Consider the following 15,731-nt stretch of genomic DNA (forward strand, 5'->3'; position numbering starts at 1 on the left):
GTGATCTAAAAGCGATTTATCATGGCCGACGTGTCGTCGAGAGCAAAAATTCTCGTGTTTTCTGTTTGTTGCGGATTGACTAAGATAAAAGCGTAGAATAGGTAAACCATGTTCCCTCTGTAGCAGCAATGGCCTCTTCCGTCAATTCACCGCGAATTCCTCAACGGCGTCTCAACAGGGCCCTCGTGGAAACCAGCCTCGAGGTCAAATGCCTTTTCTTGTTTGGCGTTTTCCTGGTGCTGGTCATTGCTGTGAGTGTGCTTCTATACTGGCGGGTCACGGGAGAGGTGGTCACCCGCCAGAACCCGGATACCGCTCGCCTGCTTGCCGATCAGGTGATGCTGACCAAGCATTACGCCGCCATGGAGCCAAACAAAGATTTTGTGGATTACTTGACAGAAGTGATCCGCAGTCGGACCCAACACGGATATCAATGGCGATTTGTCCAGCCGCCAGGTCGGCCCGTGCGCCCCTCCCAGGATGTGGGACCTCCCGCCGACGCAATGGAAGCCGAACTCGTGCAGCGATTCATGCAGATGTCACCGGAAGAACGCGCCCAGAGTGAGACGCCCCTGTACGCGGAACGCCTTGTTGATCAGGGGAGAACGTATCAATATTACCAACCGATCTGGGCGGAACAGTCCTGCGTGGCCTGCCATCTCGCACTGGAAGGAGCCGGATATAATCCTGCCGCCAATGTAGGGATGGGAAGTCCCCTGCGCGAAGGGGACCTTATGGCGGTGCTTCAGGTGACCATCCCCAACGGGCCCACCCAGGCGGCCATCATGAAGTACTGGAGCATGCTTCTCGCGGTGGCTATTGTCACGGCCTTTCTCGCAATGATCGCGTTCTATGTGACCATACGGTACGTGATCATCCGGCCGTTGCGGCATTTGCGGGCGGTCAGCGAAGCGATCACCCAAGGCAATACCGCTTTGCGTGCCCATATCCACACACGCGACGAATTTGAGCTGCTAGCCAATGCGTTCAATCGCATGCTCAGCCACCTTGTGGCCGTCCAGGATGAACTGCGGCAGGTAAACGCTGAGTTGGATGCCAAGCTGGACGAAGTGGCCCAGCTCAACATGCAGCTCTACGAGCTGAACAGAATTAAAAGCGATTTCATGGCCACCATGAGCCACGAACTGCGAACACCGCTCAATAGCATCCTGGGATTCAGCGAGGTGCTGGCCTCAATTGATTCACTGGACGAAAAGCAGCGCCGGTACGTCCAGAATATTCAAAAATCGGGGCGAATCCTCCTGGACATGATCAATAACGTTCTCGATTTGGCGAAGATGGAAGCCGGCCGAATGGAAATCACGCCTACCGAGTTTTCCATCGAGCAGGTTGTGCACGCCCAGTGTGATATGGCCCGGCCGCTCTCTGAAAAGAAAAACCTTCAGCTTACCGTGGACGTCCCTCCGAATCTTCCTCCCATGTTTCAGGACCAGAACCGGGTGGCACAAATCCTCAATAATCTTCTGTCCAACGCGATTAAGTTCACACCGGAAGGCGGCGCCGTTCGGGTTTCCGTTCGCCGGGATACCAACGGGGATCTGATTCTCCGCGTCGCAGACACCGGCGTCGGGATTGCCGAAGAAGATAAACAAATTATCTTTGAGAAATTTCGTCAGGGGCGGACGGCCATGCCCGATGGAGACCCGCTGAAGCGTGAATACCCCGGCTCCGGCTTGGGATTGAGCATTGTGAAAGAGTTGTGCCGTCTTTTGGGCGGTGAGGTCTCTGTGGAAAGTGAACTGGGAAGAGGGAGTGTCTTTACCGTCCGTCTGCCCTGGAGGCTTTCTCCCCAGCAACAAGAGGATTCTGGACTGGGGCTTCGGCTGTCCGATTTTGAGAAAATGCGATTCGATCGCGCCAGATCAGTTCGTCGCGCCCAATCAGCGCCCGCCGATAGTCGAGCGGGTTGAAAGAATCGCATAAAGCCGTCCGGTGCGTCGAGGTTGACTTCCAAGTCGTCGGAGTTCGCAGGTCGTCATGCGGCACCGCCCAATTGTTCGATGCGCCACGAGGGAGCAAGAGTTGATGTGCGCCAGTACGCGTGATGGGCAACTCGGTGGTCCGCAGATGTCATCCCATTCAACTCGCCCGTCATCGGTTCGTGAAGAAAAATGAGCACCCCGCGATCAGGCAAAACTCCCGCCCTGACTAACCGACTTCCGGAAGTTCTCCTGTTTACCGATGGTGCGTGCAGCGGCAATCCGGGTCCGGGAGGCTGGGCGTTTATCCTACGACATCCCGCGTCAGGGAAAGAGCTGATCAATTCGGGAGCAGAGGCCAGCACGACAAACAATCGAATGGAGTTGATGGCCGTCATCAAGGGCCTGGAGGCGCTCCGCAAACCCAGCCGTGTCCGTTTGATTTCCGACAGCGTTTATGTGGGAAAAGGACTTACGGAATGGCTGCCCAGATGGAAAGCCAAAGGTTGGAAACGTTCTGGAAACGAGGCCGTCAAGAACGAAGATCTTTGGCGGCGGCTCGATGAGCTTCTTTCCATTCATGAAGTGGAGTTTCAGCACATTCCAGGCCACACGGGCCACAAGGAAAACGAGTTGTGCGACCGCCTGGCAGTCCAGGCCTATCAAGGGCTTGTTCAATCGCAGAAAGGCACGGCAGGAGCCAGCCAACCCAGTTGCCCCGGCTGAGTGTTCTGGTCGGGCAACGATCACCAAGGGGGCGCAACGTCGTAACTGAACGTCGGTTAACCCACGTCAGCCAGGGCCATACTCTTGCCGTATCGGGCCAGCACCAGGCGGCGCAAGCGGCAATGCTCGGGGCGGGCCAGGCCTGGGTCCCCTGCTATCAATTCCCAGGCGTCCTGACGAGCCAGTTCCACAACCTCTCGATCGCGAACTAGGTCTGCGATGCGAAACGGCGGCAGCCCGTGTTGCCGCGTGCCCAGAATTTCTCCAGGTCCCCGCAGGAGAAAGTCGATTTCCGCCAGTTCAAACCCGTTGGCCGTGCGACAGAACGCTTCCAATCGCTGTTTAGTCTCGGGGGCTGTGGAATCCGAGAACACGCAGCAGTAGCCTGGCACTGGCCCGCGGCTTACCCTTCCCCGCAGTTGATGGAGTTGGGCCAGGCCGAATCGCTCACCGTTCTCAATCGTCATCAGCGTCGCGTTAGGGACGTCGATGCCGACTTCGATTACAGCGGTAGAAACCAGCACGTCGATCTCACCGCGTCGAAAGCGAGCCATCACCTCCTCTTTTTCTTCACTGCTCATCCGGCCATGAATGGCCGCCAGCCGAAATCCCGCCAGTTCTCCCTGATTGAGTTCGCGAAACGTCCCCTCGACGCTTTTCACTTCAGCCTCTTCATCTTCCTCCACAAGGGGCACAACCACATATCCCTGCCGTCCCTCCTGCAATTTGCGGCGAAAGAACGCCCACCACTGGCCCCGTTGTTCGGAGTTGGCAAGAAATGTTCGCACTGGCTTCCGGCCCGGCGGGGCCTCATCCAGAACGGTCACGTCCAGATCTCCAAAAAGAGTCATCGCGATCGTGCGGGGAATTGGTGTGGCAGTCATCACAAGGTAGTGGGGTTCTTCCCCCGCCCCCTTCAGAGCGGCACGCTGCCGAACCCCAAATTTGTGCTGTTCATCAATCACGACAAGGCCCAGCCGATGAAACTTGACTTCATCCTGAATAATGGCCTGAGTTCCCACCACCAAGTCGAGAGCCCCCTCGGCAATTCGTTCGAGAATGCTGGTCCTCTCCGCAGGGGGCAATCCGCCTACGAGAAGTGCCCGGCGAACACGGCTGGCAGCCAGCAATTCGTCGATGGTCTGGAAGTGCTGACGGGCTAGAATTTCCGTCGGGGCCATGAGCACCGCCTGATATCCGCACGCCACTGCCAGTAACATCGCATAAAGCGCCACGACTGTCTTGCCGCTTCCCACATCACCCTGCAGAAGTCGGTTCATGGGGACGGGCCGCGCCATATCAGCGGCAATTTCCGCCACGGCACGATCCTGGGCCTTTGTGAGGGGAAATTTAAACAGCCGGCGAATGCGAGCGTCGATCTTGGGAGTTAGCTGCAGAACAGGTGCCTTTTTCAAAGTGATCTGCTGATACCGCTTTATGCCCAGGGCCAATTGGAGAATCAACAACTCCTCATAAATGAATCGTCGTCGCGCCTCCTCCAGGCGGTTTCGATCGGTCGGAAAGTGGATCTGCTCGACAGCCTCCTGGATCGGTAACAGGTGTCGCTTGGCAAGCAGTTGAGGGGGCAAGGCCTCTTCCAGATAGGATGTATAGGTAGCCACGGCATGTTCCATGATCCGTCGCATCTGCCACTGGGCGAGCCCTTCTGTCAGCGGATACACCGGCAGAGGAGCAACCTGCGGTCGTTCCGCTTCCCCAAGTACAATCACCCGAGGATGAGCTATTTCCCAGAACAGGCCATTTCGACGCGGGCGGCCAGAGAGCATCACCCGCTGTCCTACGCGAAACAGATCACGCCGATAGGGCTGTTGAAACCATAGCGCACGGACATAACCGTCCTCACAGGCCACCGCCATTCCTACAACGGTTTGCCCACTGCGGCTCACATGGCTGTCAATGTCTTCAATAACTCCGATGACCGACTGGAGTTTGCCCTCTTCCAGCTCCGCTACTCTGCGGATGTCACTAATATCCTCGTAGCTGCGTGGGAAGAAAAAGAGCAGATCGGCCACCGTCTCCACGCCCAGCCGTCGCAAAAGTTCAGCCCGGTGTGGGCCGACCCCTTTGACATATTGCACCGGCTGGTGGAGGGGACTCTCCTCTGCCGGGGACGATGACCGGCGAACGCTGGGCTGTTCATTTCCCATGCGATTGACTATCTTCCGCAATCTCCCATTCGGTCGGGCTGACCCTCCGCACACGGCGATACAGACTATCGCGTTCGACAGGTTCTCGTCCAGCTTCCCGGATCAGTCCGCACAGTTCCCCTACACTGAGAGCCTCTGGCGATTCCGCCCCCGCATCGTGATAGATCGTCTCGTACCGCACAGTCCCGTCGAGGTCGTTCGCCCCATAAGCGAGCGCCGTCTGGGCCAGTCCAACCCCCAACGCAATCCAGTACGCCTTAATGTGCGGGAAATTATCCAGAAAGAGCCTTGCCACCGCAAGGGTCCGCAAACAGTCGAAGGCAGAGGGTTTGGGGAGATGACTGAGGGCCGTCCCCTGAGGATGAAACGGAAGAGGGATGAAAACCTGGAACCCCCCTGTTTCGTCCTGTAGTTCCCGCAACCGCAACATATGATCGACGCGGTGCTCGGGTGCCTCAATATGGCCAAACAGCATTGTCGCGTTGGTCTTCAGTCCCATCCGGTGGGCTATTCGATGGACGTTCAGCCAAGTTTCGCCATCGGCTTTGCCGGCGGAAATTTTCTGACGGACCTGGGGATGGAAAATCTCCGCACCGCCGCCGGGAAGACTTCCCAAACCTGCCTCGAGAAGGCGTTCCAAGACCTTTTCAACAGACAATCCAGAAATTCGACAGAACCAGGCGATCTCCACCGCGGTCCAGGCTTTGAGGTGAAGTCGCGGGAAATGGCTGTGAATGAGATGCAGAATTTCCACGTACCATTCAAACGGCTTGTCGCCCGGCAAGCCACCCACGATGTGGATTTCAGTGCAGCCCGATCGATCGGCTTCCTCCGCACGCTTGAGAATTTGATCTTCCGTCATGTAGTAGGCGTCGGGTTCTTTTCCCGTTCGATAGAATGCACATAATTTGCAGCGATAAACGCAAACATTCGTGGGATTGAGATGCATATTCAGATTATAAAAAACATTTCGTCCGTGCCGCCTCAGGCATACTTCCTCGGCAAGTCGGCCTAGCTCATGAAGCGGGACCTCCGGCTGAAATAGGAACACCCCATCTTCAAAGGACAATCGCTTGCCCGTTGATACCTTGCTCTGGATTTCCTCCAATCTCTTTCGAATGGAAGAAGGTGTGGTGAGGGTTGCGATGCTCATGGCCAGATTTCCATATTAAAATGCACAAAGTGTTGTCACAGGATCCAAATATCGCAGACGCCGACGGCAAACAGTCCCAAACTGACGACTGCGTTCACATGGAAAAAGGCCTCATTGACGCGGCTGAGGTCCGTCGGGCGCACGATCAGATGCTCATAAATCAACAGTCCCGCGATCCCAATGATACCTGCATAATACGCAGTTCCTAATCGGGAATAAACTAACGGTAAACAGGACAGCACAATCACCATCCCTGCATGAAGAATCGCCGCACACCGCAGGGCCATGGGCACTCCCAGCCATGCCGGCAGGCTTTTTAGCCCGGCCTGACAATCAAACTCATAATCCTGACATGCATAAATCATATCGAACCCCGCTACCCAAAGAATGACTGCCCCGGCAAGCACAAAAGGAGGCCAGGCGAAGTTTCCCGTGATCGCCACCCAGGCCGCCACCGGGGCCAGGGCGAGGGCTGTCCCGAGCCAAAAATGAGAGAGCCAGGTGAATCGTTTGGCGTAGCTGTATCCCAGGAGAAACAGTAAAACCGGCCCTGCTCCCAAAACCGGCCAGATGTTCGGGAGAAACAACAGAGTCGAAACAACGAACCCCAAGCCACAGATTACAGTGAACAAGACCACCTGGGATACCGTGAGAATCCCCCGCGGCAGGTGCCTCATTGCCGTCCGCGGATTCCGGGCATCAATTTCCCGATCCACCAGGCGATTGAACGCCATCGCTGTGCTTCTGGCAAACACCATGCAAAGGAGAAATCCTGCCAGATCGCGGAGTCGAAAAGGTGTCTCTGCCCAGGCCATGGCTGCCGAAAGCGCTGCGAATGGCAGCGCAAAAAGCGTATGGCTGAACCGGATCAGTTCAAGGTAATGACGAATGGTGATGAAAACTCCTGGGAGTTTACGCTCCATGCCGAATTCTGCCGATTGCAGGACCTTCTTTCCTTCCGCGACAGTTGGAGGTCATCAGACCGCACGCAATACCAAGTCGCTGATTTCACCCCGTCAACCTTACGTTCCCCACCGACGAATCAGTTCATTTTCAATACCAAGCTGGTCGATAATTCGGGCCACGATAAAATCGACCAAGTCCCGTACCGTCACCACCCCGTGATAAAAAGCGGGCATCGCCGGGAGGACCACAGCACCAGCTTCGGCCGCCAGCGCCATATTTCGTAGATGAATGAGTGACAAGGGGGTCTCGCGCGGGACCAAGATGAGCTTACGTCGTTCTTTAAGGTGCACTTCAGCGGCGCGGTGGATCAGGTTAGTACCTCCCCCATGGACGATCGTGCTCAGGGTGCTCATGGAGCAGGGACAGATTACCATTCCATGTGTGGGAAATGACCCGCTCGCAATAGGGGCTGTCAAGCGTTTATAGTGATAGTACGTCAGTTGCCCTGGTTCGCCCACCGGGGTCGCCAGAACATGACTCGACTCCCCGGTAATTCCGGCAATCGCACGCATGACCTTTAATTTGGGGTCTTCGGCTCTTTCTGCATTGTCGAGCAACAACATCCCCGGGGCAAAGTTTTCCAAGTCCACGGAAAGATCGAGTTCCTCCTTGAGCACCGTCCGTCCAGCGCGACTGATGGTCAGGTGCACGTCGCAGGCGGCCGCCAGAAGAACTTCGATCAGCCTGACCGCATACGTCACCCCGCTTGCACCGGTAATGGCGACAACAATTTGTCGTTTCATTTGGTCCCCACGTAGAGTGTTGCCACACCGAAGGTAAACGAACGATACCACAGATGTTTTAATCCCGCGGCTTCCATCTCGCGCAAAAGGGAGTTGCCCTGCGGAAATTCAAGAACACTCGCGGGAAGATAGCCGTAGGCTTCGTGCCGATTGGGTGCCAGCCATTGTCCTATCCGTGGAAGGACGTATTGGAAATAATAGCGGTAGAACTTCCCAAACACGGGGGCACGGGGGAGTGTGAACTCCAGAACGGCCACCTGCCCTTCCGGACGGCACACCCGATACATTTCCGCAAGACCTCGTCGCATGTCGGCCATATTGCGTAAACCAAACGCAACCGCCACTGTGGCAAATTGATCCTCTGGAAAGGGCAAGGTTAAGCCGTCACCCTCAATAAACCATATTTTTGCCCCTTTTTTCTGAGCTTTCTTTTGCGCCAGTCGCAACATGGAACGACAGAAGTCAATCCCTACCAACGGCACCTGGTGTCGGACCACGCGAAAAAACTCGAGGATCAGGTCTCCGGTACCACAACACACATCGAGTACAGGCCCCCGTCCAAGGCCTGTCAAAAGCTGCGCCACCTTGCGCCGCCAGAGCACATCCTGACCACAGGAGAGGAAATGGTTGAGGAAATCGTACCGGGGGGATATCTCGGCGAACATTTCGCGGATCCGATCCGCTTGCTTGTCCACCTTCACCCCACGACCATCCTGCACCTCTAACGACACTCCACCCATCGATCGCTCTCTTTATTTTCCAAACTACCGGTCAGCCACAGGCGAATGGATGCGTCTCCCCAAAGTCGTACCTTAAGAAGCCGCAACTCGTCCGTAAGGCCACTTGGCATGGTCATTTTCACGGATGTCCTTCTGGATTTCCCTGCATCTTATGGGTTACGGTTTAGCCGGTCGCGCCGTTCGCCAATGGCCGATACGTTGCCGATACGTTATTGTATCCCCCAGGTAAAATAACGTTATCGGCAAGACGGTGCGCTGGAACGGACATGCCCAGTTTGCCCCGCCAGCAAACTGCACCGATCCAGTCTTGTTCGGTGTCCAATTTTTCCGTATTGTGTAGCCAAACGTTCCGCACGCCCATGGATAGGACCCAATCCGGAGGATCCTACGGGCGGTCGTGCGTTAATGACATCGCTGTGTGTACCACGGCTTAACCAGGCCCGGAACACGTTTCGCTGCGCTCGCGCACTCATACCTTTACCTTAAGCCATGATTCCGCGCATTAATGTTTACGCCTTGCCAGATCTTGTGGAACCGGAGGAGCTCGCCTCGGGCACCGTGGTGGTCATCGATATTCTTCGGGCGACCACAACGATTGTGCATGCCATTGCCGCCGGAGCCACCGCCGTCGTTCCGTGCGGCACGGTTGAAGAAGCTGAGCGGCTCGCGGAAATGCTGCGTCAAACCGATCCCGACGCCCATGTCTTACTGGCGGGAGAAAGGGAGTGCCTGCCCATCCCAGGGTTCGACCTGGGTAATTCACCGACGGAATTTCAACCTGATCGGGTCTTTCGCTCTGTGGTCATCATGACCACCACAAACGGAACACAGGCCTTTCGTCGCTGTCGTAAGGCTTCCAAGGTCATCGCAGGGGCCTTCGTCAACGCATCGCGGGTGCTGCAAGAGTTGTTTGAAGAAACCTCGGCTATTCACCTGTTGTGCGCGGGAGCCGACGGCGAAGTAACCCGCGACGACGTGCTCTTCGCAGGTTATCTGGTGGACCGCCTGGAACGTCGCAGTGGACTCCGATATGAGATGAACGCCCAGGCCTTGACCGCTCGGGAGAATTGGCAGGCGAGTTTCGTGGAACCGTACGTGTCGGGAGCTGAGCCTCTGCCTCCGGAACTTCTCGCCAGTCAACTTCGTCGCAGCCGGGCAGGAGAGAAGCTCGTCGCTGCGGGGATGGAACACGACATCCTGGAGGCTGCACGGGTGGATAGATTTTCTTGTCTTCCCGTATTTGACCCCGCTTCGGGAATTATCGTGGGTCACTGATCTCCACGGGGCGTGGCGGAATCAGTCAGACAGCTTGGCAGAAGGCAGCTGGTGATCTTCTTCCGAGAACTGGTCAGCGGAACCCTGATTCGCACTGCGGCCCAATATCACAAGGCAGATGTCGTCGGTCTGTGCCCGTGGACCCACAAAACGGTGAACGGCATTGACCAAAGCATTTCCGATTTCCGTGACTGGACCCGATGTCTGTCGAATGACCTCCAGCAAGCGATCCTGGCCGAAGCTCTCGCCAAATTCATTGAGGGCATCGAGCATGCCATCCGTGTAAAGGACGAGAACATCCCCGGGTTCGAATACTCCAGTTTCAGCGACATATTCTCCATTTTTTGGATCCCCAATGGGCAATCCGGCGTTGGTCTCACCAAGAATCTCAATTCTTCCGTCGGCCCTCCGAAGGATTGCCGGATAATGGCCCGCGTTGACAAGCCAAAATCGGTGTGTGATCGGATCGAGAATGGCCAAAATCATTGTGATAAAGCGATCTTCCCACCGCTCGCTGCAGAAAATGTTGTTGAGACGTTTCAGGGCCGCCTGGGGACTTCCCTCGCTCACCAAGCAATACCGCATTTCGGCCGAGAGTTTCGCCATGAGCAAAGCCGCTGCAATCCCTTTTCCGGAAACATCGGCCAGGACAATCGCGAGTCGCTTGGCGGGAAGGGATACGTAATCAAAGTAATCGCCACCAATTTCATGCGCAGGGTCATAATGGTCAAAGAACTCATAATTATCAATTTTGGGAGGCGAGGACGGCAAAAATCCTTGCTGAACCTGGTGAGCAAGCGCGAGTTCCCGCCGGAGCAACTCTTCCCGCACGGAAACCTCATGCAGGATGGCGTTCTCGACAACAACCGCCACCAGGCTGGCGACACTCACGAGAACCTCTAAATCTTCCTGTGTGAAGCGCGCCCTCCTTTGGCGTGTGTCCATTTGGATCACTCCCAGGACAGTACCGTCACTGCCAATGAGAGGAACGCACATCACCGAGTGAATGGGAAAATCCGCAATACTCTGGCTGAGGTCGAAACGCGAATCGGTGGCCACATCAGCCGACAGGACAGCCTGCTTGCTCTGCACGACGGCATTGACAATCGTCTTGCTGATTCGCAGATTCTCCTGATCCTCTGGTCGTCGTGAACGAACCGCTCGCGGAATCAACTTTCCGGTGCTCTGGTCTCGCAGAATGACGAAGCCGCGATCCGCCTGGGTAAAAACATTGAGGAGGCTCTGCAAAACTTTGTCCAGAACCTGCTCCAACCCGATCGCCTTCCCCAAGTTCTGACTGATTTCCATAAGTGCTCGCAATTTCGCCTCGGGGTTCACCTGGAGGCGATTTGTCGGGGAGGTGGCGTCCAGCCGGGACATAATGGTGGACCCCGTCCGAAAACGCTCTTCGTCTTCCACCCACGCGGCCTCTGTGAGAGTGCTCTGTCCTCCCTCGCCGGTACTCGAGGGAGCGTCATGAAACACAAAGACAAGGTCACAAATGCGGATTCTGTCCCCATGTCGGAGAGGCCGGCGCCCGTGGAGCCTCTGCTCGTTAAGGAAGGTCCCGTTGCGACTGTTCAGATCCTCCACAAAATAGCCGGTGGGGGTCCTCACGATTTGCGCGTGCTGTCGGCTTACAGCACCAATGTCTAGGACAATATTGCAGTGCGGATGCCGTCCCAGAACGACGCAATCAGCATCGATGGGAAAAACGCGCCCCCGGTCGGGACCTTCAATTTGACGCAATTCAGCCATAGTCAAATACCTTGTAGGAATCGGACAAGCCTCACTCCGGGGGTTTATTATCCCCGAAGACGGGCTTTTCTACCAGAATGGCAATCTGCTGTCGATTGATGAGCCAGCCAAACTCGGGGCTTGGCCGGCACAGCCCCCTTGCCGCTCGGCAGTCGGACCAACCCCACCCCTTCACGGTGAAATAACTATTTTCTTTACTTCAATTGGCTCGACGAGAGCCGATAGTACCGCAGCCGAGCTTGCCTCGGCTCGTGGGGTCACCACATCTCCTGCCGTCCCGGTACCTCCCTTGCCTGCCGGCCTTGCGTTTTGGCAGAATCGGGATTAAAAACCGATTTTCCCGCTGTGTTGGACATGGTTCCCGGAATGTGTCGCACACAGATCGCGGTTTGAGAAGGAGTGTCTGCCATCGCTCGTTCAGATGCCGCCTACCAACGATGCATATTTCCTCAATGTGCAGCCACCTTTGCCGTGGACGAAACACATATTGCTTGTCCAAAGTGCGGCGGGCTGCTGGAAGTGGCCTATGATTGGGATAGACTGCCGCTTCCCACGGCCCTGCGAGATTTTGAAGAGCATTGGTGCCGACGTGCAGATCCCCATTCCTTCAGCGGCGTCTGGCGGTTCCACGCCCTTTTGCCTTTTGCCCCCCGCGAAATGTGCGTGACCATCGGCGAGGGGCAGACTCTGCTGCAAAGATCAGATCCGGTGGCTGAATATGTGGGACTTCGGCCGGGATCTCTCTTCCTCCAATATGAGGGGCTCAATCCCTCGGGAAGTTTCAAAGACAACGGAATGGCCGCCGCATTCACTCATGCCCGATTGGTCGGGGCCACCCGCGCAGCGTGCGCTTCGACCGGAAACACCAGCGCGTCACTGGCGCTCTACTGTTCTGTGACGCGCCTGATGCGAGCCATCATTTTCATTGGCTCCGGAAAAATTGCCTATGGAAAGTTGGCGCAGGCTCTCGACTATGGGGCGCTCACGGTTCAAATCGCCGGAGATTTCGACGACGCGATGAAGCGAGTCCAAGAGGTGAGCCGCTCGCTGGGAATCTATCTCGTCAACAGTGTCAATCCATTTCGGCTGGAAGGGCAGAAGACGATCATGCTCCGGGTGCTGGAAGCCCTTCGCTGGGAGGTTCCCGACTGGATTGTCGTCCCCGGCGGCAACCTGGGAAACAGCAGCGCCTTTGGCAAGGCTTTTCGCGAATTGCGGGATCTCGGGCTGATCAAAAAGGTGCCTCGACTGGCAGTCATTAATGCCGTTGGTGCCAACACCCTTTACCGCCTCTACGAATGTGAGGGCCTCCGCTGGAACGGGGGCCGGGTCGATGGAGAGAAGCTTTCCCAGTTTTACGGAGAAATGGATCGCGAGGGACGCCGGGCTTCGACCATTGCCAGCGCCATTGAAATCAATCGACCCGTCAACCTCTGGAAATGTTTACAGGCCTTGGAAGTCTGTCAGGGAGTCGTTCGCGAGGTAACGGATCAGGAAATCCTGGATGCCAAGGCCCAGGTTGGTGCCGGTGGTCTGGGCTGTGAGCCGGCCAGCGCTGCAAGCGTGGCAGGTGCCAAAAGACTAGTTAGCGAGGGGGTTATCACGAAAGACGAGCTGGTCGTCTGCATCCTCACCGGACATCAGTTGAAGGATCCAACCGCGACAGTTGCCTATCACACCACGGATCAGCAAATGTTTAACGAGGTGCTCGGTAAACGAGGGGTCCGTAGAGCCACCTTCGCCAATCGCGCGGTGACGGTGGCCAATGATTTGAACGAAATCATCAAGGCCATTCATCTGTACGGGTGAACCTATCGCAAAAGCAAACGAAAAGCGAGTTCGCGCGAACATACCTGTTTTCTGTAGTTTATTGCATTCTGGTTTTGCAGAGTGAGCGCTGAGTTGCAGGGAGAACTTTCAGAGATCTCACAGGCCTGTACGGGAAAACGGGTTGCTCAACAGAGTTTCGTGAGGAGTTTCTAGAACCGCGAAGGGAAGATTATGGAGAAGATACGTGTTGTCGTCTCAGGGGCGGCCGGTCGGATGGGACAACGGGTGATTACTCTCGCCGCGGAGGAGCCCGATCTCGCCATTGTTGGGGCTCTGGAAGCTCCCAATCATCCCAAACTGGGACAAGACGCGGGAGTTGTAGCGGGGCGTGAGCCTCTAGGCGTTCCGCTGTCAGCGGAATTTCAAGGGAAGGCGGACGTGTTGATTGATTTTTCCCACGTCAGTGGGTTTGACAGTGTCGTCAGGACATGTCGCAACAACCGTCTCGCTCTTGTCTTTGCCACCACGGGAATCACACCCGAGCAAGAGCGCGCCCTTGTAGAGCTGGCGGAATTTGTACCGGTCATTCGTTCCCCAAATATGAGCCTCGCGGTCAACGTCGCGATGAAGCTGTGCCAGATGGCTGCCGAGGCTCTCAAAGACAAGGATGCGGACGTCGAGATCATTGAACGCCACCATCGCTTTAAGGAAGATGCCCCAAGTGGGACCGCGCTACAGTTCGGGAATTTGATCTCTCAAATCATGGGCCAAATTGTCCATCGTCATGGACGCCAGGGACGTCCGGGCCGGAGACCGCACGAGGAAATCGGCTACCACGCTGTGCGAGTGGGAGACAACCCGGGGGAGCACACGATTATCTTCGGTTTGCTTGGCGAAACGCTGGAAATCACGGTGCGCGCAACCAACAGGGATGCGTACGCCAAGGGAGCCCTGGCCGCTGCCCGGTTCGTGGTCAAACAGCCGCCAGGGCTTTACGGAATGCGAGACGTACTTGGGCTCTGACGTCCCTTGGTAGTCCGTTATTTGTTGTATGTTCATCGACGACGGTTCGCGGGGAATTCCCAGAGTATGCGGACCGCGATTGCCATCACAAGGGAAAAACAGCCTCTCGACCGGACGTCCGACCCTGCCGAGGGAGACAGCACAAGACAATCTTCCGATTGTGCCAGCACAACTTTGTCATCCCGGAGTCTTTATGGATTTTGAAGCGCTTTTTGTCACCAAGTCGAGCGACGGGCAGACTTGTATATCCATTGGACGGGCACAATCCTCACAACTTCCGCCGGGAGAAGTGGTAATTCGGGTGGCCTATTCGTCGCTCAATTACAAGGATGCACTTGCCGCCCGAGGCCATCCGGGCATTGTCAAGAAATTCCCACACGTGCCCGGAATTGATGTTGCTGGAGCCGTGGAGGAGAGCGGGGTCTACGAGTTTGTGCCGGGTGACCCGGTGATCGTTACCGGATACGAATTGGGAGCGGAGCGGTGGGGCGGCTACGCGGAGTTCGTCCGCGTCCCCGCCGATTGGGTACTTCCGCTGCCGAAAGGTTTGGACTTCGTCGACGCCATGACACTGGGGACGGCAGGCCTTACAGCAGGTCTCTGCGTGGATGCTCTTCTCAGCCATGGCATCAGCACGGAAAAAGGACAGATTGTCGTTTCGGGGGCATCAGGGGGAGTCGGGTCAATTGCTGTGGCGATTTTAGGCAAGCTGGGATTTGACGTCGTTGCCGTGACGGGAAAGGCCCATGCCCATGAGTTGTTACGCGAACTCGGAGCCGGGTCCGTTGTGGGCCGCGAGGCTGTGCTGGCCGATCCTGAAAAACCCCTGCTATCCGGTCGCTGGGCCGGCGGGGTGGATACTGTAGGGGGCGACATGCTCTCCAGTATTCTCCGCGCCACGAAACATTCTGGTTGCGTGGCTGCATGTGGTCTGGCGGGTGGTGCTCACCTCCGAATGACGGTCTATCCATTCATCCTGCGTGGTGTTACGCTTGCGGGAATCGATGCAGCCTGGCAACCCCTGGCAAAAAAGGCGGCCATTTGGGAAAGGTTTGCCGGACCCTGGCGAATCGAAAAGCTTGATCGACTCCGGACGATGGTCCCGCTCAAAGACTTGCCGATGTGGTTCGACCGAATTCTTAATGGGGAAGTGATGGGACGAATCGTCGTTGAGGTTGGCGGATCCCGCGTGCCGCTCAAGCGATAAATCCATGTGTCGCTCCGGCACCCGTCACCGTCACTCCCGCGCGCAATTTAAAGCTGTCAACTGCCCAAAACGTACCCACGACCGAACCGTGCTCCGTTCCTGGACGGTTTGACCTAACAGTGGTTCCCGGCCTATGAATGATCCTGCCTCTTTTCCCCGCTCACCTTCCTGAGAACTTTCCCTACCACCGCGATAATCGGCGTAATACGGTAAGATGGGGCCTAACAATCAAGGAAGAAAACACGACGATTTTGTCCCACTT

13 protein-coding genes are annotated in these 15,731 nt (G+C 56.3%); 6 read left to right on the forward strand and 7 right to left on the reverse strand.

Translation table 11 applies throughout. The annotated features are described in order from the left end of the window. Nucleotides 1–128: 128 nt before the first annotated feature. Together THTE_RS09465 and rnhA are read left to right on the forward strand one after the other, a co-directional pair. Nucleotides 129–1,931, forward strand: coding sequence for an ATP-binding protein (locus THTE_RS09465; protein WP_095415210.1), 1,803 nt, complete (start codon nucleotides 129–131; stop codon nucleotides 1,929–1,931). Between the two features lie 201 nt (nucleotides 1,932–2,132). Beyond that, nucleotides 2,133–2,666, forward strand: coding sequence for a ribonuclease HI (rnhA, locus tag THTE_RS09470; protein WP_095415211.1), 534 nt, complete (start codon nucleotides 2,133–2,135; stop codon nucleotides 2,664–2,666). Between the two features lie 56 nt (nucleotides 2,667–2,722). Here the strand turns inward: rnhA and recG are convergent, their stop codons facing one another. The 6 genes from recG to THTE_RS18540 form a co-directional block, all read right to left on the reverse strand. After that, entirely contained in the window at nucleotides 2,723–4,834 is a 2,112-nt protein-coding gene (recG, locus tag THTE_RS09475) for an ATP-dependent DNA helicase RecG (protein WP_095415212.1), read from the reverse strand. Further along, nucleotides 4,824–5,987: an aminofutalosine synthase MqnE gene (gene mqnE / locus THTE_RS09480; RefSeq protein WP_095415213.1), complete on the reverse strand. Its 1,164-nt coding sequence runs from the start codon at nucleotides 5,985–5,987 to the stop codon at nucleotides 4,824–4,826. Before mqnE ends, recG begins: the two co-directional genes overlap by 11 nt. Nucleotides 5,988–6,022: 35 nt before the next feature. Further along, a complete protein-coding gene (locus tag THTE_RS09485) occupies nucleotides 6,023–6,910 on the reverse strand; it encodes a 4-hydroxybenzoate octaprenyltransferase (protein ID WP_095415214.1) in 888 nt (295 codons plus the stop codon). 99 nt (nucleotides 6,911–7,009) lie between these two features. Continuing rightward, nucleotides 7,010–7,696, reverse strand: a complete 687-nt coding sequence (locus THTE_RS09490; protein WP_095415215.1) for a UbiX family flavin prenyltransferase — start codon at nucleotides 7,694–7,696, stop codon at nucleotides 7,010–7,012. Next, a complete protein-coding gene (gene ubiE / locus THTE_RS09495) occupies nucleotides 7,693–8,436 on the reverse strand; it encodes a bifunctional demethylmenaquinone methyltransferase/2-methoxy-6-polyprenyl-1,4-benzoquinol methylase UbiE (RefSeq protein ID WP_095415216.1) in 744 nt (247 codons plus the stop codon). Before ubiE ends, THTE_RS09490 begins: the two co-directional genes overlap by 4 nt. After that, nucleotides 8,418–8,552, reverse strand: coding sequence for a hypothetical protein (locus tag THTE_RS18540; RefSeq protein WP_257789932.1), 135 nt, complete (start codon nucleotides 8,550–8,552; stop codon nucleotides 8,418–8,420). The genes ubiE and THTE_RS18540 overlap by 19 nt, the downstream gene beginning before the upstream one ends. Before the next feature lie 373 nt (nucleotides 8,553–8,925). On the opposite strand from THTE_RS18540, the gene THTE_RS09500 reads away from it, so the two are divergent. Then, nucleotides 8,926–9,711, forward strand: a complete 786-nt coding sequence (locus THTE_RS09500; RefSeq protein ID WP_095415217.1) for a 2-phosphosulfolactate phosphatase — start codon at nucleotides 8,926–8,928, stop codon at nucleotides 9,709–9,711. 21 nt (nucleotides 9,712–9,732) lie between these two features. On the opposite strand, the gene THTE_RS09505 is transcribed toward THTE_RS09500, so the two are convergent. After that, entirely contained in the window at nucleotides 9,733–11,469 is a 1,737-nt protein-coding gene (locus THTE_RS09505; RefSeq protein ID WP_095415218.1) for a SpoIIE family protein phosphatase, read from the reverse strand. A gap of 471 nt (nucleotides 11,470–11,940) precedes the next feature. Here THTE_RS09505 and THTE_RS09510 point away from each other — a divergent pair, with 471 nt between their 5' ends. From THTE_RS09510 to THTE_RS09520, 3 genes are all read left to right on the forward strand, one after another. Next, complete coding sequence (locus tag THTE_RS09510) at nucleotides 11,941–13,278, forward strand: threonine synthase (RefSeq protein WP_237260112.1); 1,338 nt, start codon at nucleotides 11,941–11,943, stop codon at nucleotides 13,276–13,278. A gap of 192 nt (nucleotides 13,279–13,470) precedes the next feature. After that, the gene (dapB, locus tag THTE_RS09515; protein WP_095415219.1) at nucleotides 13,471–14,262 is read left to right on the forward strand and encodes a 4-hydroxy-tetrahydrodipicolinate reductase; all 792 of its coding nucleotides are present in this window, start codon (nucleotides 13,471–13,473) and stop codon (nucleotides 14,260–14,262) included. Nucleotides 14,263–14,455: 193 nt separating this feature from the next. After that, nucleotides 14,456–15,469 carry a YhdH/YhfP family quinone oxidoreductase gene (locus tag THTE_RS09520; RefSeq protein ID WP_095415220.1) on the forward strand — a complete coding sequence of 338 codons (1,014 nt, stop codon included), beginning with the start codon at nucleotides 14,456–14,458 and terminating at the stop codon, nucleotides 15,467–15,469. Nucleotides 15,470–15,731: the final 262 nt, after the last annotated feature.

This window comes from Thermogutta terrifontis (assembly GCF_002277955.1).
In the GTDB taxonomy this organism is placed as follows: Bacteria; Planctomycetota; Planctomycetia; order Pirellulales; family Thermoguttaceae; genus Thermogutta; species Thermogutta terrifontis.